This is a genomic window from Herminiimonas aquatilis, assembly GCF_042665175.1.
Lineage (GTDB): Bacteria > Pseudomonadota > Gammaproteobacteria > Burkholderiales > Burkholderiaceae_D > Oxalicibacterium > Oxalicibacterium aquatilis.
The window spans coordinates 224,922-244,021 of sequence record NZ_JBHTCC010000002.1; the positions used below are offsets into that span (position 1 = coordinate 224,922).

The 19,100-nt window shown below is 54.1% G+C and carries 17 protein-coding genes and 1 pseudogene; 9 read left to right on the top strand and 9 right to left on the bottom strand.

Annotation, left to right across the window (positions count from 1 at the left end):
• Positions 1 to 192 precede the first annotated feature (192 nt).
• Positions 193 to 2,121, top strand: a complete 1,929-nt coding sequence (htpG, locus tag ACFQO0_RS10575) for a molecular chaperone HtpG (protein ID WP_382234398.1) — start codon at positions 193 to 195, stop codon at positions 2,119 to 2,121.
• 235 nt (positions 2,122 to 2,356) lie between these two features.
• On the opposite strand, the gene msrA is transcribed toward htpG, so the two are convergent.
• From msrA to cfa, 5 genes are all read right to left on the bottom strand, one after another.
• On the bottom strand, positions 2,357 to 2,869 hold the full coding sequence (gene msrA, locus ACFQO0_RS10580) for a peptide-methionine (S)-S-oxide reductase MsrA (protein WP_382234400.1): 513 nt from the start codon (positions 2,867 to 2,869) through the stop codon (positions 2,357 to 2,359).
• Positions 2,870 to 2,969: 100 nt separating this feature from the next.
• Positions 2,970 to 4,709 (bottom strand): chloride channel protein, encoded by a 1,740-nt coding sequence (locus ACFQO0_RS10585; protein ID WP_382234402.1) that lies wholly within the window; start codon positions 4,707 to 4,709, stop codon positions 2,970 to 2,972.
• 62 nt (positions 4,710 to 4,771) lie between these two features.
• Complete coding sequence (locus tag ACFQO0_RS10590) at positions 4,772 to 5,221, bottom strand: MarR family winged helix-turn-helix transcriptional regulator (RefSeq protein WP_382234404.1); 450 nt, start codon at positions 5,219 to 5,221, stop codon at positions 4,772 to 4,774.
• Between the two features lie 347 nt (positions 5,222 to 5,568).
• Positions 5,569 to 5,787 (bottom strand): hypothetical protein, encoded by a 219-nt coding sequence (locus tag ACFQO0_RS10595; protein ID WP_382234406.1) that lies wholly within the window; start codon positions 5,785 to 5,787, stop codon positions 5,569 to 5,571.
• Between the two features lie 90 nt (positions 5,788 to 5,877).
• Positions 5,878 to 7,002: a cyclopropane fatty acyl phospholipid synthase gene (cfa, locus tag ACFQO0_RS10600; RefSeq protein ID WP_382234408.1), complete on the bottom strand. Its 1,125-nt coding sequence runs from the start codon at positions 7,000 to 7,002 to the stop codon at positions 5,878 to 5,880.
• Positions 7,003 to 7,199: 197 nt separating this feature from the next.
• Between cfa and ACFQO0_RS10605 the strand changes: the two genes are divergently transcribed.
• From ACFQO0_RS10605 to ACFQO0_RS10620, 4 genes and pseudogenes are all read left to right on the top strand, one after another.
• A complete protein-coding gene (locus ACFQO0_RS10605) occupies positions 7,200 to 8,063 on the top strand; it encodes a LysR family transcriptional regulator (RefSeq protein ID WP_382234410.1) in 864 nt (287 codons plus the stop codon).
• A 293-nt stretch (positions 8,064 to 8,356) separates the two neighbouring features.
• A pseudogene (locus ACFQO0_RS10610) lies at positions 8,357 to 9,496 on the top strand (YbfB/YjiJ family MFS transporter).
• Between the two features lie 398 nt (positions 9,497 to 9,894).
• Complete coding sequence (locus ACFQO0_RS10615; protein ID WP_382234412.1) at positions 9,895 to 11,058, top strand: ACT domain-containing protein; 1,164 nt, start codon at positions 9,895 to 9,897, stop codon at positions 11,056 to 11,058.
• A gap of 196 nt (positions 11,059 to 11,254) precedes the next feature.
• Complete coding sequence (locus ACFQO0_RS10620) at positions 11,255 to 12,382, top strand: aminotransferase class V-fold PLP-dependent enzyme (RefSeq protein ID WP_382234414.1); 1,128 nt, start codon at positions 11,255 to 11,257, stop codon at positions 12,380 to 12,382.
• Between the two features lie 182 nt (positions 12,383 to 12,564).
• On the opposite strand, the gene ACFQO0_RS10625 is transcribed toward ACFQO0_RS10620, so the two are convergent.
• The 4 genes from ACFQO0_RS10625 to ACFQO0_RS10640 form a co-directional block, all read right to left on the bottom strand.
• Complete coding sequence (locus ACFQO0_RS10625) at positions 12,565 to 12,831, bottom strand: hypothetical protein (protein ID WP_382234416.1); 267 nt, start codon at positions 12,829 to 12,831, stop codon at positions 12,565 to 12,567.
• Between the two features lie 117 nt (positions 12,832 to 12,948).
• On the bottom strand, positions 12,949 to 13,170 hold the full coding sequence (locus ACFQO0_RS10630) for a hypothetical protein (protein WP_382234418.1): 222 nt from the start codon (positions 13,168 to 13,170) through the stop codon (positions 12,949 to 12,951).
• A 124-nt stretch (positions 13,171 to 13,294) separates the two neighbouring features.
• Positions 13,295 to 13,801: a hypothetical protein gene (locus ACFQO0_RS10635; protein WP_382234420.1), complete on the bottom strand. Its 507-nt coding sequence runs from the start codon at positions 13,799 to 13,801 to the stop codon at positions 13,295 to 13,297.
• A gap of 50 nt (positions 13,802 to 13,851) precedes the next feature.
• The gene (locus ACFQO0_RS10640; protein WP_382234422.1) at positions 13,852 to 14,601 is read right to left on the bottom strand and encodes an SDR family oxidoreductase; all 750 of its coding nucleotides are present in this window, start codon (positions 14,599 to 14,601) and stop codon (positions 13,852 to 13,854) included.
• Positions 14,602 to 14,678: 77 nt separating this feature from the next.
• Between ACFQO0_RS10640 and ACFQO0_RS10645 the strand changes: the two genes are divergently transcribed.
• From ACFQO0_RS10645 to ACFQO0_RS10660, 4 genes are all read left to right on the top strand, one after another.
• Positions 14,679 to 15,206: a DNA-deoxyinosine glycosylase gene (locus tag ACFQO0_RS10645; protein WP_382234424.1), complete on the top strand. Its 528-nt coding sequence runs from the start codon at positions 14,679 to 14,681 to the stop codon at positions 15,204 to 15,206.
• An 18-nt stretch (positions 15,207 to 15,224) separates the two neighbouring features.
• On the top strand, positions 15,225 to 16,064 hold the full coding sequence (locus ACFQO0_RS10650) for a spermine/spermidine synthase domain-containing protein (protein WP_382234426.1): 840 nt from the start codon (positions 15,225 to 15,227) through the stop codon (positions 16,062 to 16,064).
• A 116-nt stretch (positions 16,065 to 16,180) separates the two neighbouring features.
• Complete coding sequence (tfpB, locus tag ACFQO0_RS10655; RefSeq protein ID WP_382234428.1) at positions 16,181 to 17,992, top strand: type IV pilus assembly ATPase TfpB; 1,812 nt, start codon at positions 16,181 to 16,183, stop codon at positions 17,990 to 17,992.
• Between the two features lie 49 nt (positions 17,993 to 18,041).
• A complete protein-coding gene (locus ACFQO0_RS10660; RefSeq protein ID WP_382234430.1) occupies positions 18,042 to 18,833 on the top strand; it encodes an alpha/beta hydrolase in 792 nt (263 codons plus the stop codon).
• The last annotated feature ends 267 nt before the right edge of the window (positions 18,834 to 19,100 follow it).

A 19,100-nucleotide genomic window follows, 5' to 3' on the forward strand; every position in this document is an offset into this window, starting at 1 on the left:
CAGTGCTTACAATCAGCGATCTTGAAATTACCGGTTTCGTCCCAATTTCCGACGAAACGTCTGAAAGTCTGGCTAAGGTCTGGCTTACTTGCCCTCTGCGCAATATCATGCAGGGTTGGTCAGCATGCCGTCAGGCTTTCGACATCGCTTCCCTAGTAAAACCCACATTATTTTTTGACACTTGAGGTAAAAATGGCCGCATCCGAACAAAAAAATCCAGAAAAGCAAACCCTGGGCTTTCAAGCCGAAGTAAAGCAATTGCTGCAATTGATGATTCATTCCTTGTATTCCAACAAGGAAATCTTCCTGCGCGAACTGATCTCCAACGCGTCCGACGCCGCCGACAAGCTGCGTTTCGAAGCGATCGACAATAGCGCTTTATTCGAGAACGATCCAGACCTGAAAATCAAGGTCAGCTTCGACAAGGAAAAACGCACGATCACGATCAGCGATAACGGCATCGGCATGACGCGCGAAGACGCGATCGAGCATCTGGGCACCATCGCCAAGTCCGGCACCAAGGAATTCTTTTCGCGCCTGTCCGGCGACCAGCAAAAAGATGCTGCATTGATCGGCCAGTTCGGCGTCGGCTTTTACTCCGGCTTCATCATCGCGGATCGCATCACGGTCGAAACCCGCCGCGCCGGCACTGCAGCAAGCGAAGGCGTGCGCTGGGAATCCGAAGGCGCAGGCGACTTTACCGTCGAAGCGATCGACAAGCCGACCCGCGGTTCCGACGTCATCCTGCATCTGCGCGAAGGCGAAGATGAATTCCTGTCGTCATGGAAACTGAAATCCATCATCCGCAAATATTCGGACCACATTTCGCTGCCTATCATGATGGCGAAAGAAGAATGGGACGAAGAGAAAAAAGAAACCGTCACCCGCGACGAACTGGAAACCATCAACCAGGCCAGTGCTTTGTGGGCGCGCAACAGGAACGACATCACGCCGGAACAGTACAACGAGTTCTACAAACACGTATCGCATGACTTCGGTGAGCCGCTGACCTACACGCACAACCGCGTCGAAGGCCGCAGCGAATACACGCAACTGCTGTACATCCCGGCGCAGGCGCCGTTCGATCTGTGGGATCGCAACAAGCGCGGTGGCATCAAGCTATACGTCAAGCGCGTCTTCATCATGGATGACGCCGAGCAATTGATGCCGGTGTACTTGCGCTTCGTCAAAGGCGTGATCGATTCGGCGGATCTGCCATTGAACGTTTCGCGTGAAATCCTGCAAGAATCGCGCGACGTCAAGGTGATACGCGAAGGTTCGACCAAGCGTGTATTGGGCATGCTGGAAGAATTGGCCAACGCCGACGAACAAGAGAAAAAAGATAAATACCTTACGTTCTGGAATGCCTTCGGCCAGGTCTTGAAAGAAGGCATGGGCGAAGATGCGACCAACAAGGAACGCATCGCGAAACTGTTGCGCTTTGCATCGACCAATGGCGACAGCGACGCGCAAACCGTATCGTTCGACGATTACGTGTCGCGCATGAAGGAAGGCCAGACCAAGATTTTCTACGCCACCGGCGAGTCCTACAATGCCGCGAAGAACAGCCCGCACCTGGAAATCTTCCGCAAGAAAGGCATTGAAGTCCTGCTACTGACCGATCGCGTTGATGAATGGATGTTGTCTTACCTCGAAGAATTCGAAGGCAAGGAACTCGCATCCGTTGCCAAAGGCGATCTCGATCTCGGCCAACTGGAAGACGAGGCAGAGAAAAAACAGCACCAGGAAACCGAAGAGCAATACAAGGAACTGGTAGGCAAGATGCAAACCGCACTGGCCGACAAGGCCAAGGAAGTGCGCATTACCTTCCGCCTGACTGACTCACCTGCCTGCCTGGTCGCCGATGAAAATGAATTGTCCGGCAATCTGCTGCGGATGTTGAAAGCGGCAGGTCAAAATACACCGGACGCGAAGCCGATTCTGGAAATCAATCCGGATCATCCATTGGTGCAGCGTTTGAAATATGAAGACGCAAAATTCGATGACTGGTCGAACATCCTGTTTGATCAGGCGCTGTTGGCCGAAGGTGGCAACCTGAGTGATCCGGCTGGATTTGTGAAGCGACTGAATGAAATGTTGTTGGGTATGAGCGGAAAATAATTCCGCATTGCTAGTCCTGAATAAACAAGGCCACACTTTAATCGGTGTGGCCTTGTTTTTTTATGAAGAAGTTCATCCGCTCAAAACGACTTCAACACCGTCATGCCCATAGTCGCCGATCGGCACGAACCAGATGCCGCACGCACGTCACATCATCCTGGAACGCTATCGATTCAGCTCATTTCTCATCGCCTCAATTCGCTTCCAACGTCGAGCATTTATTGCGCTGGGCATGCTAGTTTTTTGCCCGCACCGGCAATATCCAGTCAGGCCGGATGTAATGGCAGGTATAGCCATTCGGATAATGCTGCAGGTAATCCTGATGCTCGGGTTCAGCGTCCCAGAATGGCCCAGCCGCCGCTATCTCTGTGGTTACCTTCCCTGGCCACAAACCCGATGCCTCGACATCGCGCACGGTTTCCTCGGCGACATGCTTCTGTTCATCGTTTATATAGAAAATGGCTGACCGGTAGCTGGTGCCCACATCATTGCCTTGACGATTCCTGGTACTGGGATCGTGGATTTGAAAAAAGAAGGCGAGCAGATCTCTGTAACTTGTCACGCTCGGGTCGAAGATGATTTCTATCGACTCGGCATGCGTTCCATGGTTCCTGTATGTGGCGTTCGGCACATCTCCTCCGGAATAGCCTACATGCGTGGATAAAATTCCGGGGCGGCGGCGCAGCAAATCCTGCATACCCCAAAAACAGCCGCCGGCAAAAATTGCACGTTCAGTGGTTTGGCTCATTTGCACTCCTTCGATTAATTTAATCCTTCTATAAACAGTCAGCGCCTATGTTGCATCATGGCTGAGATTATCCATATGGGGATGTCTTTGCCGATTTCATTCAGCGATTGAACAAACGCTCCCGTACATGTTCTTCATGAAACACCTGATGCGACGGCTTGACCAGATCACTGCGACTGACGATTCCGATCAGTCGCATGGAATGGCGATCGGCAACAACCGGCAAGCGTTCCAGCTTTTCTACCGCCATGCGCCTCCCTACGACCTGACAGCTTTCGGTCTGCAGGCACATGATGGGCTTGCCATTCTCGAACAAAGCGGCAATCGACCCTTGCCCGCCCAAGGTCTGCAAACCATATTCCAAAGTCTCCCGATCCAGCATGCCAATCAGCATGCTTTTTTCGTTCACAACGGGAAAACTTCTGTGTCTTTGAGTCAGCCCGAAAAATGCATTTTTTATTTCTGCCAAAGATGCCGCCGCCGCTACCGTCATCACATCAGTCGACATTACACTATCAATGAAGGAGCGTTCCTGCGGGTCCACGCTGTATTCCCGATAGATATGGAGGCCTCGACGCGCAATTTTCTCGGTCATGATGGAACGCGGCATCACCAATACGGTAAAGCCGTACGACACACCGGTCGCCAGCAGCAATGGCAACAAGGCATTGAAGTCGCCAGTCAAGCCAAGGGCAAAGATTGCAGCGGTCAATGGTGCTCCCAGCACACCGGCCAGGACCGCAGCCATGCATACCAGCGGCCAAAGCGCAGGATCCGTACCGGGAACGATGCTCGCGATAACCACGCCCAATCCTGCACCGAGCATCAGCAAGGGAGCCAATACACCGCCCGAGGTCCCCGAACCCAGCGCAATCACCCAGATCGTTGCTTTGACTAGCAGCAGCGACAAGGCGATAGAAACTGCAATCTGATTGTTCAACAAATCGGCGATAACGTCATAACCGACACCCAGCGCACGCGGCTGGAAGTATCCGCCGACGCCAACAGCAATCGCGCCCATTGCTGGCCACCACATCCAGTGTATCGGTAGTTTGCTGAACAGATCCTCCACCTTGTATAAGGCAGACGACATCGCGGCAGACAACATGCCGCTTAACAGTCCGGCCACCACGCAAACGAAAAAAGCCTGCCAGCCAGCCACTTCTGTATGCATGGGAAACAAAGGCCCTGCACCCATTAGCAAGGGCCGTGCAAAACCCGCAACCGCACACGCAATGATGACCGGGATCAAACTGCGCGGGCGCCATTCAAACAGCAGCAATTCGACCGCCAGCAGTACCGCCGCGATCGGCGTTCCGAATACCGCGGTCATCCCCGCCGTCGCACCAGCCACCAGCAAGGTCTTGCGCTCGGCCGAACTGACAGAGAAATTCTGCGCAATCAGCGAGCCAATTGCACCACCTGTCATGATGATCGGCCCCTCTGCCCCGAACGGGCCGCCGCTGCCGATCACGATGCCGGACGTCAAGGGCTTGAGCACCGCCACCTTGGGTGACATCTGGCTCTTGCGAAACAGGATCGCTTCCAGCGCTTCGGGAATGCCATGCCCCCTCACCTTGTCTGAGCCATAGCGCGCGATCAAGCCGGCAATCAAGCCGCCGACAATAGGCAATGCAATCACGATCACTCCCATTGTGTGCTCGGCAGGAGAGCGCTCGGCGAATGACAAGGTCTGAAAGAAAAACAGATTGGTAAAGAAATTGATCAGGTTCAGTAGTGCATATGCCGCAGCTGTACTAAGCAGCCCTATAAGGGTCGCAATCGCACACAAAAAAAGCATGCGGCTATTGAGGGAAAAATCGCGTTGATGGCTATGCATGAAATTTGTCGATCAAGTATTGGGTGGTGGACGCAAGGCTCTTAGCAGCAACGCTCGCAAGTTCAGCTTTCACTGCCTTCATCATTGAATGCCGATATCCGCGCAACCTTGAACACCTTGGATAGCGAACGCAGTTCATTGCGATGCAGTTCCGCAAGATGACGTAGCTGCTTTTCACCCAGCGACGTCAAACTGACGCAAACCTGGCGACGATCGCTCTTGCCCGGCGAACGCACAACCAGGCCAGCTTTTTCGCAGCGCGACACGAGCGCCACCGCCCCGTGATGCTGGATCTGCAAGCGTTCCGCCAGTTGTCCAACCGTCGCCCAATCCTGATCTGGAAAGCCCTTGATATGCAACAACACCAGATAATGCAGCGGCGTTAATCCAACGCTTTGCGCCGCATCCTCGCTAAAACGCAAAAAGCGACGTAGTTGATAACGAAACTCGGACAAGGCTTCGAAATCGATCGGTTCGGCAGAAGCAGAATTGGATTTAGATAACTCAGACATGAAGTAAAGGCGTGACGACGCGATAAGAAACGAAGGCCAAATATATCACAATATGATGTATATATTCAATCCCGGCCAGGCGGAAGAATTACGCAGGATGCGCAGCATCAACCTGCTACCCATGCGGCGTGACAGGCGCGCAAGAGCATCAGGCAACAATGTGGCAGGTACTCCTTGGATAAGAAATCTTTGAATAGATACTGCGCTTGGCGGGCCAACATTTCTACAAGCACAAGAGAAAACCTACGACCTGATCCCAGGCATGGATGGGCCTTGACCGCAGCCTGCGGACGTACCACGGCTGACTAGCGCCGTCACCAACGCAAGCACGGGTGACGGCACTTTACTTACACACGCGTACAGATAGTCCCCGTATCGCTTAGTTGAAACGTCCCATCGTCCCTTAGCTCTGCAGTTCGATCCGTATATTTGACCCGATAGCCTTGAAAGCTGCGCGGCAAATGCGTCATGCCAAAGTCGAGATAACTGATCCCGGGCCTGATTTTCTGCAAAATGACCACATGCCCTTTGGCATCCTGGATTTTAAATTCTTCAGCGACTTGCATATAAGCTCCTTGATAAATGAGTACTGCCAGAACAACCTTTGCGGTTGGAAAAATTATTTTTGAAGTTGCACACTTGCTTCATTTCGCGCGTCATATCAGCTCACGTCGATAACCGCCTTTCACACCTTCTTTTGACAGCACCCACTGCCAAAGCTGAATGTCGCGTGCACGGAAAGCACCGGCACAAGACAAAAGGTAATAGCGCCACATCCTGTAAAAGCGCGCACCCAATGCGCTTTCGAACTTCGGCCAGGCCGCATCAAAGTTCTTGAACCAGGCCATCAGCGTCTTGTCGTAATCAGCACCGAAGTTATGTAAATCCTCTACGACAAAGAGGTCATCTATCGCGTCGCCGATCTGGCCTATCGATGGCAGGTCGCCATTCGGAAAGATGTATTTGTCTATCCATGGATCGGGAACCGACTTGCGCATATTTTTGCCTATCGTATGAAGCAAGAACAGGCCACCCTTATCCAGGCAGCGATGCGCAACCTGCATGTAGGTACGGTAGTTTTTTCGACCCACATGTTCAAACATGCCGACACTGACGATCGCGTCGAAAGGTTCGTTAATCTCTCGATAATCCTGAAAGCGGAAGTCGAGCGGAAGAGACTGATACTTCTTCTTGGCCCATTCAATTTGTTCTTTTGAAATGCTGACACCTACACATTCCACACCGTAGTTTTCTGCGGCATACGACATGAAACTTCCCCAGCCGCATCCAATATCCAGGACCCGCATCCCGGGTTTCAATTTGAGCTTGCGGCAAATCAAGTCCAGCTTGGCCTCCTGCGCTTGCTCCAGGGTTTCCGCGTCGTGCCAGTACCCGCAGGTATATGTCATGCGCGCATCCAGCATCGCTGCGTAAAAGTCATTGCCAAGGTCGTAATGCACTTCTCCTACCTGCTTGGCCCGCACCATGTCCTGTCGATTCAACAGCCTTGCCGCCAATACATGGCCTAACAGCCGGACCGGGCGGATTTGATCGGTCAAGCGCGTGCTTAACAGCCTGGCGAAAAATTCATCCAGTTGTTCTGCGTCCCAGGCGCCGTCCATATAAGCCTCGCCCAGCCCCAGATTTCCTTTTGAGAACGCGCGCTCCGGAACGCCAGGCGCCTTCAATTGCATATCCCAGGGCATGCCGCCATTGATTTGTATGGATGCCTTGCTCAGCAAGGCGACGGTGGCGCGATGAACGCGCGAGGAAGAGGACATGCAAGACTCGGAATCATGAGGATGAGCAATCACGCTGAACTTCCTTTCGGTATTTTTAAATAGCCTGTTTCAAATCATGTTTCACATCAGATAGACATCGGTCAGCGATATGATGTATAAATTATGCATATTTAAAAACACACGGAATAATGAAATCTCATCCAATTTATTATCAAAGACATTGCAGTTAGTCAGACATGGATATCGAACTCGCACGCACATTTCTGCACATTGTCCACACAGGAAGCTTCATTGCCGCCGCCACCCGCCTCCATGTCACGCAGACGGCAGTGACCGCGCGGGTACAAAACCTCGAGTCGCAATTGGGTTGTTCGCTGTTCATCCGCAATCGCGCCGGTGCACGCTTAACCAACGATGGCGAACGCTTCGTCGGCTATGCGAGTCAATTAGTGCAAACCTGGGATGCAGCTCGCAGGGATTTGCCCTTGCCCGAGGGCGCGAAAGAAACCATTGCAATCGGCGCAGAGATCAGTCTTTCAAATCCCTTGCTGTTGCAATGGACCATGCAGATACGGCAGACCTTGCCGTCGCACACATTGAGGGTGGAAGTCGGCGACGGCACAGTACTGCAATCGCAACTTGAAAGAGGCTTGCTGGACGCGGCACTGGTGTACCGTCCTGAGTACTGGGCTGGCATGCAGGTTGAGCAGATTCTGGAAGAGAAGTTGATCCAGATTTCGTCAACGAGGAATGCCGAGCCCTACGTCTATGTGGACTGGGGCCTGGATTTCAGAAAAGAACACGATGCAGCATTACCCGACAGAGCCAGAAACAGCATGTCGTTTAATCTCGGTCCCTTGGCACTGCAATACATTCTGCAATGCGGCGGCACCGGCTATTTCAGGACGCGCGTTACGCGGCGTGCGCTGGCAGAGGGACGCATCAAGATTGTGGAAAATGCGCCGGAATTTTCTTACCCGGTCTTTCTGATTTATTCGCGTCAACGCAAATCGGAGATCATGGAAAAGATATTCGACCTGTTGAAAAAAGTAGTGAAAGAAGAAGCCGACTGGACTGAGCATTGGGAATTTACGCCCTAATCTTCAAGACGGCTTTCGAGAGCGATTAGCGAAAACGCGGTCTGCACGCGCCTATCTTGGGCAGCGCTGTTCACGCGGAGGCAAAACGCTCCGCCTACGCTTAATAAGCTCCGAAATATATGTAAATAGTCCCTAGCCACTGTTCTGACTGAAAGAATCATCTCTTCCAGCAATTCATTATTTAATGATATTTCCGAATGCTTTAATGACCTATGAATACTCCGAGTAAACCCCCAACTTCAATACCCATCTGGCTTATATGTCTTACGGCGAGCCTGGGACTGGCCGTGGCCATGGGCGTCGGCCGATTTGCTTTTACGCCCTTGCTACCTTTGATGCAGCGCGAGGGATTGATTGACGGGACGGCGGGTGCATGGCTGGCTTCTGCCAACTATGTCGGCTATTTCTTGGGCGCATTGACTGCCGCTTATTTGCCGGGAAAAACACGCATTTAAGTGATGCTCAGCCTGCTGGCAACGGTTGTATTAACCATGGGCATGACAGCGCTGACTCACCTGGCTGGCTGGATCATGCTTCGACTACTGGCAGGCATCGTGAGTGCATGGGCGCTGATACTCATCAGCGGCTGGGCGATGACTGCCCTAGCCTTGCGCAAGCGCAGTGATGCCGGTGGCTGGGTATTTGCTGGTGTTGGTATCGGTATTGCATTGGCGGGGGGCTGGGTCTGGTGGCAAAACGACGTAGACGCACTATCGTTGTGGACACAACTGGGCTGGCTGTCGCTCGGTTTAACCATCATTATCGTAGTGCTCTGGCCGGATGCGAGCACGGCTGCACTACCGAATCGTCATGCACCGGTGGATGCATTGATTCACCATCCAGCCCCCGTTGACCAGCATGGCAAGGCACTCGTCCTTTGTTATGGCGCTCTGGGTTTTGGCTATATTTTGCCCGCAACCTATTTGCCGACATTGGCTCAGGGCCTGATCGACGATCCGCGGCAATTTGGCTTGCTATGGCCGATCTTTGGTTTGGCAGCTGCCGTTTCCACGCTGCTGGCGGGACGCGCCTTGCGTCACTGGAAGGGCCGCAATATTTGGGCTGCCAGTCATCTCACATTAGCGACAGGTTGTGCCTTGCCATTGTTCAGTCATTCAGGCTGGGCTGTCATGCTGGCAGCTATTTTCGTCGGTGGGACTTTCCTGGTGGCGACTATGACGGGCTTGCAAGAAGCACGTCACATGATGCCAACGAATCCCAAACCATTACTCGCACGCATGACAGCCGCGTTTGCTCTCGGCCAAATCGCCGGGCCGCTCGTCGCGTTGATGTTCAATCATGTGCCGGTTCCCGCCCTTCATTTGAGCGGACTGGAACTAGCGCAGGCCTTGGCTACGTTGCTGCTTTTGATCAGCGCACGGTGGCTATATCACTCGCAGCAAAAGTCGGAGCAGGCGGGCGACTGTCATTAAAACTCTACTCATATCTAGTTAGCGCCACGCTCAACTACTGCTTAACGCTCATCGCACCGTCGAATCAAATACTAAAAAAGCAATATTCAACTCCGATTCCAACCTTCAGCGTGCTCGCAGGCACAGGCCATTGACGGATGAAGGATGTTTGATTGCTCGTGTTTTATTGAGCTGCCCATGCCAGGTTCAGCATGAGAAAGAACGCTGGCACTCCGTTTCCCTGCCGCATCACCTGGCCCTTTCTGGTATCCTTCCGCGCTGCGCATCGTGTTGCGAAATCATGAAAAAACCAGGCGCATCCCGGTAGGCCACAAACCTGCAGCAGGCAGGACAAGACGAACATGCAACACCCACTGCTTGCCCCCGCTGCCTGTATATCGATGAAGGAATGAATAAAAATGAAATGTGCATTGGTAGGATCCCGTTACTTCGGTGCCTTGGTGTTCGAAACGCTGCGCAAGGAAGCCGGTATCGAATTCACGAGCGTAGTCGCTCCCGCTGAAGATGACCGACTGGCGCAAGCGGCACGCGCGGCCGGCGTCCCGCTGCACGTACTCGAAAATCCGCGGTTTGTGCCAGGAGAAGCGATTGCAGAAGGCACTGACATCATTCTCGCCGCACATACGCATGCACGCGTCAGTGACGAAGCGCTGGCACGCGCGCGTTTGGGCGGTATCGGTTATCACCCTTCGTTGTTGCCTAGGCATCGCGGCATTGCTGCGGTCGAATGGACAATTCTGGAAGGCGATCCTATCGCCGGCGGCTCGATTTATCACCTGGCCGACGGCTGGGATGCCGGCGCCATCGCCGCACAAGACTGGTGCTTTGTAGAAAAAGGCGAAAACGCACGCGAATTGTGGGAACGCGCGCTGGCACCGATGGGCCTGCAACTGTTGAGCAAGGTCATCCATCACGCCAGTGAACACGGCGCACTGCCGGCGTTCCAGCAAGATGCGCGCTTTGCCACCAAGGCCCCGATGATTCGCAAGTCGGTCGTGCTGACCGAGGAAGTATCTTCCGACACCACGTCGCTGATCGTCTCCATTGTCGGCACCGACCGGCACGGCATCGTCAGTTCGCTGGCCGACCGTGCACACCGCTACGGCGCTAACTGGGCAGCCAGTCGCCTGACCAGAATTGCAGGAGAATTTGCCGGCATGGTGCATTTCGAGGTACCGCGCGAGAACGCCGATGCGCTTGCCAATGCGCTGCGTGGACTGGAATCCAGTGGCTTGCAAGTGGTCATTGCCAAGAGCGACGGTGCCAAGGTATCCGACGCGATCAAGAGCGTGGAACTCGAACTGATCGGCGACGACCGGGTCGGGATCGTCAGCAGCCTGACCAAGATATTGGCTGAGCGCAATATCAGCATCGAAAACATACACACCGAGATCGTGCGTAGCGGCGTGTCCGGCAAGCAAACGTTCAAGATTGGCGCGCACTTGCTGATTCCTGCCAAGTTGTCCATCGAGGACTTGCGTAAAGAGCTGGGCCCGCTGGCGCACGCGATGATGCTCGACATTGCGCTGGACGAAAAACAGGCACCTGACGCAGCGGCCTGAATGCTGGCTTGACCGCAGCGCCTGCCGGCTGAATCAGGCAGGCAAAACGGACAACCAAACCGGCATTCATGGCGCCATCCGGGGTGGGAAGCCGCCACTTTGGTAAAATCTACCCTTTTCGGCATTCTGTGCCTTTTGTGGCCTTGTCAGGTAAACCCTGGCCAGGCCTAATTTATTCATTCTTGCTGGAGCCAACGTGCCAGGTTTACTACCCAACGTCGATCCCGACGGTCTTCTCGAATATTCCGTCGTCTATACCGATCGCGCGATCAACCATATGTCCGAACGCTTTCAAGGCGTGATGAATGATATTTCCCGGACCTTGAAACACGTCTACAAGGCGCAATCGGCCGTTGTCATGCCCGGTAGCGGCACCTTCGGCATGGAAGCCGTCGCACGGCAGTTCGCAACCCAGCAGCAATGCCTGATCATCCGCAATGGCTGGTTCAGCTACCGCTGGACGCAGATTCTGGACATGGGCAGCATTCCTGCCGCCACCACCGTGCTGAAGGCGCGTCAACTGGAAGATTCAGCGCAAGCGCCTTTTGCCCCGCCTCCTATCGCCGAAGTGGTGGCCTCGATCGCGGCGACCAAACCGGCTGTGGTGTTTGCTCCGCACGTGGAAACCGCTTCCGGCATCATGCTGCCGGATGACTACATGCGCCAGGTGTCTGACGCGGTACATGCTGTCGGCGGCCTGTTCGTGCTGGATTGCATCGCCTCAGGCACCATGTGGGTCGACATGCAAGCTACCGGCGTCGATATCCTGATCAGTGCGCCGCAAAAAGGCTGGAGTGCTTCGGCCGGTTGTGCGTTCGTGATGTTGAGCGCGCGTGCGCGCGAAAAAATCGATTCCACCCAAAGCACCAGCTTCGCCTGCGATTTGCGCAAGTGGTTGCAAATCATGGAATCCTACGAACAAGGCAACGTCGCCTACCACACCACCATGCCTACCGATGCGCTGACGGTCCTGCGCGGCGTGATGGAAGAAACCGCTGCCTACGGTTTCGACAAAGTCAGAGCCGAGCAACAGGAACTGGGCGACAAAGTGCGCGCACTGCTGGTATCCAAAGGGTTCAAGAGCGTCGCGGCAGAAGGCTTTCAAGCCCCGGGTGTCGTGGTCAGCTACACCAATGATGACGGCATACAATCGTCCAAGAAATTTGTCGCAGCAGGCTTGCAGACCGCAGCGGGCGTTCCATTGCAGTGCGATGAACGGGCTGACTTCAAGACCTTCCGCGTCGGACTATTTGGCTTGGACAAGCTGCACAACATCGAGCGCACCGTCGCCAACCTGAGCAAGGCGCTGGACGCCATCGCGTAAACACCACAGGCAGGACTGGACTGCCATCAGTTGCATCTTGCCAGTGTTTAAATTGCAGACAAAAAAAAGCCACGCTATATGCGTGGCTTTTTTTATCGCTGCAAGGTAGAAACGTCTTTCGATGCGTGCCTTTCCTTATCCCCTGAATATGCCTATATCGCAGATTCACGGGAAAAATCACCTCACGCCTTGAGCCCCTGCGTCAACACATCGGCAGTCACTTGGTTCAGATCCACGCCGCGTGCTTTTGCCAGTGCCTGCAATTGCTGGACCAAATCGCCATTGAGCTTGACCGCGAACGGTATCAATCCCAGTGCCTGATCGCGCTTGCGCTGTTCACGCCTATCTATCGCTACCGCATTATCTCCGCCAAAAACCGTTGCGCCAGGTGCAATCATCTTGCCCATCAGTTTCTTGGCGTCGCTCTTTGCCATTCCGCTCTTTTTCATTATCTATGGTCTCGTTGATTTAAACCGGCCATTGTACGCAGGGATCAAATGCTTACGAATGTAAAAACGCACAGGGCGCCCGCCACGCACGAGGGCAGATCGAGCGCTTCTGTGCAATCAACCCTTCTTGCCGCCAAATACCAGCAGCAAGCCGCCAATCACGATCGCGCCGACACCGGCCCAGATCGGCACATTCACCGTCTCTTTTTCCTGCACCGAAAATTGCAACGGTCCCAGTTTCGCTTCATGCGTTTCTTTCGTATAACTGAAACTGCCATAAACAAGGCCCAAGGTACCCGCCACGATCAATACTATTCCTGCCAGTTTTGCTGCATTCATCTTCTTCTCCTTCGTGATTTAACTTCGGAATATCGGTAACAGCCAGACAATGCATCATTTCGCGGAGCAACGGTAAAAGCAATGACGATACCCTGCACAAATACCTGTGCAATGCACATTCGATTTAACCTTTTAGCTTGTGATCTTCATTCTTGGCATCTTCCATTGCCTCCGGCTCAAGCTCTTCCGCCGAGCGATTCAGGTGGATGAATACACCCCACGCAGCCAACAGAAATGCAGTGGCGACCAAAATACTTGCGGCATAGGGAAGTTGTTCCGGTGCTTCATGCAAGGCCTTGAAGGTGGCGACCAAACCTTCGATTGCGAGGGCAACGATGACCACGACAAAGAACCGCGACAGGAAACGCCGCACCCGCGTCGGGGCACTGATATCCGCATCGCGTACCACTTCTTCTTCGACTATCGTTTCCGCAATCTGCAAGGCCACGACGGCCGCAGCCAGCAAACCCACGGCTTCAATAATGTGTTGTGCCGCGGCTTGATCGAGACTGCCGATAAAGGCCAGCCAGCCCATTCGTGCCGCAATGACAATCAGCATCAGTGCTGCACAGGCAAAAAACAAAGCCATCAAACCGTGTATGACGCGAAATACTGTGATGACTTGCTTCATTGGTGATCCTTCATCAGGCTTGCAAATAAAATATCAAAAGGCCAGGCGACCTATCGTCCACCCGTCACATCCAGCAAACTGCCGGTCGTGTAAGAAGCCTTGTCCGACAATAGCCACAATACCGCTTGTGCGACTTCATTGGCTTCGCCCCCACGCTGCATAGGCACATTGCTCTTGACCCTATCGACGCGTCCGGGTTCACCGCCGCTGGCATGTATTTCGGTATAAATAACGCCCGGCCGCACGGCATTGACGCGTATGCCTTCGGTCGCGACTTCCTTCGCCAGCCCTATCGTCAGCGTATCGATGGCACCTTTGGATGCTGCGTAATCGACATATTCGCCGGGGCCGCCGGTACGGGCGGCGACCGACGATATATTCACGATGGCACCGCCGCTGCCGCCATGCAGGGTAGACATGCGCTTGACCGCTTCGCGCGCGCACAGAAAACTGCCCAGAATATTGGTCGTGAATATACGTTGCATGCGTGCCGCATCCATTTGATCGACGCGCATCTGCTTCTCCAGAATACCGGCATTGTTGACCAGTGCCGTCAGCGTACCGAACTTTTGATCGACAGTCTGGAACAGATGCAGGATGTCGGACTCGACCGCCATGTCAGCCACGATGGCGATGGCTTCGCCGCCCGCCTGTGTGATGCCATCGACCACGGCATCGGCCGCGGCCTTGTTGCGCAGATAACTGATGCAGACGGCATAACCGTCGAGCGCGCCCAATTTGGCGATCTCTGCACCGATGCCGCGGCTACCGCCAGTGACGATCATCACTTTTTTGCTCATAGGGTCTCCTGATGGTTCTTGTCGATAGGACTGCATGGACTGACTACGATAGGTCGCGCGTACATTAAAATACCAGCATGCCAGCTTCTCGCCAACCGTCTCTTCCATCGTCCTTGCTGACCGGTTTCCCCCCTGTCATCGACAAGCATACGGAAATCCTGTTTCTCGGCAGCTTTCCCGGTGAGGCTTCACTGCAGGCACAGCAGTATTACGCGCATCCGCGCAATCAGTTCTGGCGCCTGCTTTCTGCGCTCATCGACGATGACTTGGTCGCGCTGCCCTACCCAGAAAGATTAGACCGATTGCTGAGTCATCGCATCGGCGTATGGGATGTGATCGCTGCCTGCGCGCGCGAAGGCAGTCTGGATAGCGCGATCCGCGACGCGCAACACAATGACTTGAAGATATTGAAAGAACAATGCCCGGCCTTGCGCCGCATAGGCTTCAATGGCAAAACGTCGGGCAAGCAGGCGCCCTTGTTTGCGGCGGCCGGTTTTGCAACGTATGTATTGCCTTCCTCATCACCCGCGTATGCCGTGATGACATTTGAACAGAAGCTGGCTGTCTGGCGCGGTATCATGCCTGACTTAAATGCACGACCTTAAACATTTCCCACAGAATTCATGCTGATCAAACGTAAATCCATAGAAGCCGATGCCAACTTGAAAAGCGGGCCAGGCAAGAAATCCACCGCCGCCGACAAGTCTAATCCGGCAGCCAAGCCGCGCAAGGTCAAGTTCGCACCGGTCACCCTGTCGGAACAGTTCGGCGTCCGTTACCTGCATTTCGGTACCGAATGGGTGCAAGGCGCGATGCGCATCAGCAAACCCGACTGGATAGAACTGGAATATGCGCAGCAGATGATGGCGTGGATGCTATTCAACGAGCAGCCGCAACATATCGTGCAACTCGGACTGGGCACAGGCTCGCTGACCAAGTTCAGCTACAAATGGTTTCGCGAAGCACGCATCACGGCAGTCGATTTAAATCCGTCGGTGATCACCATCTGCGAAACCATGTTCAAGCTACCGCCGAATGACGAGCGACTCAGCGTGATCGAGATGGATGCGCTCGAATATGTGAATGACCCCGCCAATCTGGGACGCATCGATGCGCTGCAGGTCGATGTATACGACGCGACCGCACGCGGCCCGGTTCTGGATACGCCGGAATTTTATCAATCGTGTGCCGCCTGCCTGACGCCGAACGGCATCATGACGGTGAACCTGTTCGGCGATCATCCCAGTTATGCGAGGAACCTGAGTGCAATGCACTTCGCCTTCGACACCGTGATTTCCTTGCCGGAAGTACATGACGGCAATGTGATCGCGATTGCCTTTAATTCAACACCGACGCTGGACATCGCTGCACTGTATGAACGTGCAGCGCAGATTACCGCGACCACCAAGCTGCCCGCAAAATCCTGGGTCAATGGCATCAAGGCATGGCAGGCCCAGCAATAAAGCAACAATCCAGTGGCACGCCTACCCTGCCCCGCATCCCGCTCGTCGTTCAATTCGCTATCGCTTATTCAGCCGTGTTAACATCGCTGCACGGTTCCATCTAATGGGTCATGGTCATGCCAACTGCTAACGCTGTACCGACTGCAATGAACAAATCTGCGGCCAAAAAACTGGATCTGCAGCAGATTTTTACCTGGCTGCTGGCAGACGGCATCGTCGCCAAGGATGATGTCAAAACCTTCTATAACCAAGCCCAGGCCATCTTCAAAAATGCACCGATCGCGATGCATCCGCTGGTCGCCGTTGCACAGTGCAAGCTGCTATCGGCAGCGATCCCGCACCGCCCGGTCACACTCGACTGGCTGACCGAATGGCTGGCCGGCAAAGTCAAACTACCCTTCTATCGCATCGATCCCCTGAAGATCGATTTCACCCGCGTCGCCGATGTGATGTCGGCTTCGTATGCAACGCGCTTCCACATTCTGCCGGTTGAAATGACCCCGAGCGAATTGGTGATTGCGACCTGCGAGCCGTCTGCCGCCGAATGGGAAGCGGAAATCGCCAAGATCACGCGCCGCAACGTCAAACTGGTGATCGCCAATCCGCTGGAAATCGGTCAATACACGACGCAATTTTTTGCGCTGGCAAAATCAATCAAGGGCGCGAAGAAACTCAACGGCCAGGACATCGCGCTACGCAACAATTTCGAGCAACTGGTCGAACTCGGCAACAGCAGCAAACAGGTCGATGCCAACGATCAGCACATCATCAATATCGTCGACTGGTTGTGGCAATATGCATTCGAACAACGCGCATCGGATATCCATCTGGAGCCGAAACGCGATCTGTGCGCGATACGCTTCCGTATCGACGGCGTACTGCATCAGGTGTATCAGGTACCACCCATCGTCATGATTGCGATGACTGCGCGTATCAAATTACTGGGCCGCATGGACGTGATTGAAAAGCGCCGCCCGCAGGATGGCCGCATCAAGACCCGTACCAATGACGGCCAGGAGATTGAGTTGCGCCTGGCCACCATGCCGACCGCCTTTGGCGAAAAACTGGTGATGCGGATTTTCGATCCCGACGTCGTCGTCAAGTCCTTGCCTGAACTGGGCTTTCCGCCTGACGATGCAGCGCGCTGGGACAGCCTGACCACGCGCCCGCACGGCATCATTCTGGTGACCGGCCCTACCGGCTCCGGCAAAACCACGACGCTCTACACAACACTCAAGGCGCTGGCAACGAGCGAAGTAAATGTCTGCACGGTTGAAGATCCGATAGAAATGGTGGAGGGATCGTTCAATCAAATGCAGGTACAGCACGGCATTGATCTGTCGTTCGCCGATGGGGTGCGTTCGCTGATGCGACAAGACCCCGACATCATCATGATCGGCGAGATCCGCGATCTGGAAACCGCCGAGATGGCGATCCAGGCGGCACTGACCGGTCATCTGGTGTTATCCACATTGCATACCAACGACGCCCCGTCTGCCGTGATGCGCCTGCTGGAACTGGGCGTGCCTTACTACCTGCTGGAATCGACGCTGATCGGCATCATGGCGCAGCGCTTGACGCGTACGCTGTGCACGCATTGCAAATCACCGGATGGCGAAATGCTCGACGATGTCTGGCTCAGCCTGAGCGAAGGGTGGGACATTCCCAAACCGCAAGTCATCTATAGACCGGTCGGTTGCCCTGAATGTCGCCAGACCGGCTATCGCGGCCGTACCGGTCTGTATGAATTACTGACCGTCACGCAAACCTTCTCCAAGATGATCAAGGCAGAAACCGATATCCACCAGTTGAAACAGCAAAGTATTGCCGACGGCATGAAGCCGCTGCGTCTGGCTGGCGCCCTGAAGATCATTGAAGGCGTCACAACAGCAGAAGAAGTCTTGAAGGTCACCGCTGCATTGACGTGATGCGGATACCGGCCTGCGATCAAGGATTGAAGAAGCTGAAAGCCAGCACATGAAAAAAACTCTGCAAAGCTGGCTTGCGCTTTTTTTCATCCTGCAGTGTGCATGCTCCCATGCACAAATCGCAGAAAAAGTCGTCGATATACCAACCCGAAACGGCGTGTCGCAACGGATGCTGGTATTGACGCCACCAATGCCCAAGGCCGCCGCTATTCTGTTCACCGGCGGCAATGGCAGCCTGCAGATTTCCCCGAACGAGAGCTTCAGATCGGGGAAGATGAATTTCCTGATTCGCAACCGTGCAGGGTTTGCGAATCGCGACTTATTGGTGGTGGTAGTGGATGCACCCACTGATCGCCAAAATCCACCGTATCTGGCCGGCTTTCGACAAACGCAGGAGCATGTGACCGATATTCAAGCCGTGATTGCCTGGATACGTGGCGAGGCTAAAGTGCCGGTCTGGTTGATAGGCACCAGTCGCGGGACGCAATCAGCGGCCTTTATCGCAACCCAGCTGAATAACCCTGATGGACCCGATGGTCTGGTACTGACTTCGACTATCGTCACCGATGATGCGGGAACGGCAGTACCGGCCATGCAGCTGGAAAATATCCATATCCCGGTGCTGGTGGTTCACCACGAACAGGATGGCTGCAAGCACTGCGCGTTTCAGGGCGCATCAGCCATGATGACAAAATTCAGCGCAGCGCCCAGAAAGCAATTGCTGACATTCATCGGCGGCAGCAGCAGCGGTAACCCGTGCGAACCGCAGTCCTACCACGGCTTCAATGGCCTGGATGCCGACGTAGTCGGACAAATCGCCGACTGGATATTCGCCAAATAAAAATGCGGGGAAATGATGTTGCGAGTCAAATAAATTGAGCCAAATCGCAATACATTGCTATAGTTAAAGCCCGCATGCAGAACGCGACCGTTCAACGCATTACATTTTTTCGGAGAGCATCATGAGCAAAGCACAAGACAGTAAAAAAGCAGTGAAAAAAGAACCTTTGAAGAGCCCGAAGGAAAAGAAAGAAGCGAAGAAACTGAAAAAAGAAGAGTCGAAACGCCAGTAACATTTCTTGCTTCAAAATAAAAAGGAATCCCTATC

Excerpts from the sequence above, each read along its gene's own strand:
- htpG (WP_382234398.1), top strand. The coding sequence starts at position 193 with ATGGCCGCATCCGAACAAAAAAATCCAGAAAAGCAAACCCTGGGCTTT.
- msrA (WP_382234400.1), bottom strand. The coding sequence starts at position 2,869 with ATGAGCCAAACCACTGAACGTGCAATTTTTGCCGGCGGCTGTTTTTGG.
- ACFQO0_RS10585 (WP_382234402.1), bottom strand. The coding sequence starts at position 4,709 with ATGCATAGCCATCAACGCGATTTTTCCCTCAATAGCCGCATGCTTTTT.
- ACFQO0_RS10590 (WP_382234404.1), bottom strand. The coding sequence starts at position 5,221 with ATGTCTGAGTTATCTAAATCCAATTCTGCTTCTGCCGAACCGATCGAT.
- ACFQO0_RS10595 (WP_382234406.1), bottom strand. The coding sequence starts at position 5,787 with ATGCAAGTCGCTGAAGAATTTAAAATCCAGGATGCCAAAGGGCATGTG.
- cfa (WP_382234408.1), bottom strand. The coding sequence starts at position 7,002 with ATGTCCTCTTCCTCGCGCGTTCATCGCGCCACCGTCGCCTTGCTGAGC.
- ACFQO0_RS10605 (WP_382234410.1), top strand. The coding sequence starts at position 7,200 with ATGGATATCGAACTCGCACGCACATTTCTGCACATTGTCCACACAGGA.
- ACFQO0_RS10615 (WP_382234412.1), top strand. The coding sequence starts at position 9,895 with ATGAAATGTGCATTGGTAGGATCCCGTTACTTCGGTGCCTTGGTGTTC.
- ACFQO0_RS10625 (WP_382234416.1), bottom strand. The coding sequence starts at position 12,831 with ATGAAAAAGAGCGGAATGGCAAAGAGCGACGCCAAGAAACTGATGGGC.
- ACFQO0_RS10630 (WP_382234418.1), bottom strand. The coding sequence starts at position 13,170 with ATGAATGCAGCAAAACTGGCAGGAATAGTATTGATCGTGGCGGGTACC.
- ACFQO0_RS10635 (WP_382234420.1), bottom strand. The coding sequence starts at position 13,801 with ATGAAGCAAGTCATCACAGTATTTCGCGTCATACACGGTTTGATGGCT.
- ACFQO0_RS10640 (WP_382234422.1), bottom strand. The coding sequence starts at position 14,601 with ATGAGCAAAAAAGTGATGATCGTCACTGGCGGTAGCCGCGGCATCGGT.
- ACFQO0_RS10645 (WP_382234424.1), top strand. The coding sequence starts at position 14,679 with ATGCCAGCTTCTCGCCAACCGTCTCTTCCATCGTCCTTGCTGACCGGT.
- ACFQO0_RS10650 (WP_382234426.1), top strand. The coding sequence starts at position 15,225 with ATGCTGATCAAACGTAAATCCATAGAAGCCGATGCCAACTTGAAAAGC.
- tfpB (WP_382234428.1), top strand. The coding sequence starts at position 16,181 with ATGCCAACTGCTAACGCTGTACCGACTGCAATGAACAAATCTGCGGCC.
- ACFQO0_RS10660 (WP_382234430.1), top strand. The coding sequence starts at position 18,042 with ATGAAAAAAACTCTGCAAAGCTGGCTTGCGCTTTTTTTCATCCTGCAG.